The organism is Desulfatiferula olefinivorans (assembly GCF_054657895.1).
Window position 1 is genome coordinate 1 of the sequence record NZ_BAAHXV010000103.1, and the last position, 965, is coordinate 965.

Annotated in this window: 2 protein-coding genes; both read right to left on the minus strand. The window is 43.5% G+C overall.

Features of this window, described 5'->3' with window-relative positions:
* Positions 1 to 266: 266 nt before the first annotated feature.
* Positions 267 to 719, minus strand: coding sequence for an IS1595 family transposase (locus ACYQ11_RS22055; protein ID WP_459925995.1), 453 nt, complete (start codon positions 717 to 719; stop codon positions 267 to 269).
* Positions 656 to 943 (minus strand): transposase, encoded by a 288-nt coding sequence (locus ACYQ11_RS22060; RefSeq protein ID WP_459925996.1) that lies wholly within the window; start codon positions 941 to 943, stop codon positions 656 to 658. The genes ACYQ11_RS22055 and ACYQ11_RS22060 overlap by 64 nt, the downstream gene beginning before the upstream one ends.
* Between the last annotated feature and the right edge of the window lie 22 nt (positions 944 to 965).

A 965-nucleotide genomic window follows, 5' to 3' on the forward strand; every position in this document is an offset into this window, starting at 1 on the left:
TATCCGGTTCTCTAAAAAGCTCCAGTTGGAAGAAAGTGCTCTGATATGGGGTCCATATCCCATTGAATTTTGTCCCATTTTATCGGTGCCGTTTTAATCGCCTGCTGGACAATACTCATGAATTTCATGCCGACGTTTGAGGCATTGCGCCTATTGAACCGGAATACATACTCATCCAGATAGTTTTGGAGGTATTTTGGTTCAAATCGACCCTGGAAGGTACTGCGGATCAAGCGCTTTACCAATGTAGTTACCAAGTGAACCCCTTAGAGTTTATTGTAATCCTTCGTTTTACTTTGATTTGTGATTTCACGGTTGTATTGTTCTTTATCAATTATGGTGTAGCCCCGCCATTGGTCTGTATCGATTGTTGAACCATCCTTGATATTGTCGAGAATGAAGGTTTCCAGTGAGTATCCGGATGAATCTAAAGTGACATGTAAACGGATACGGCCTATTTGTTTCTCAACATCATCCCGTTCAACGGCAACGACGACAATAATCTTGCCGTCAGCACCTCGTCCCCGTTTACCGGAACGTTGGCCACCGATGAAAAACTCATCGACCTCAACACGTCCGGAGAGTTTTTCTCGATCGTGACGGATGGTACATCGTCGTAGCTTTTGAAGCCAGGTCCATGCGGTTCCATAGCTGCCTAACCCAAAAGTTCCTTGAGGTTTACAGCATTGACGCCACTTTTGCGGGTCGTAAACCACCACATGGCTTTGAACCAGTATGTGATCGGCTTTTTGGTACCTTCCATAATCGTCCCAGAAATTAGAGAATGCTGGTGTTCACACTTTTTGCAGATATACAGATTCCTTGAACTATGCCAATACTTCTGATGTCTGCATTGGGTACACTCAAAGCCATTAGGCCATTTTTGTTTGAAAAAATACGAATAGCATTCTTCAGGCTTTGAAAAACGCGAATCAAATTCGATTTCGGATCTTGGGAAATCATGG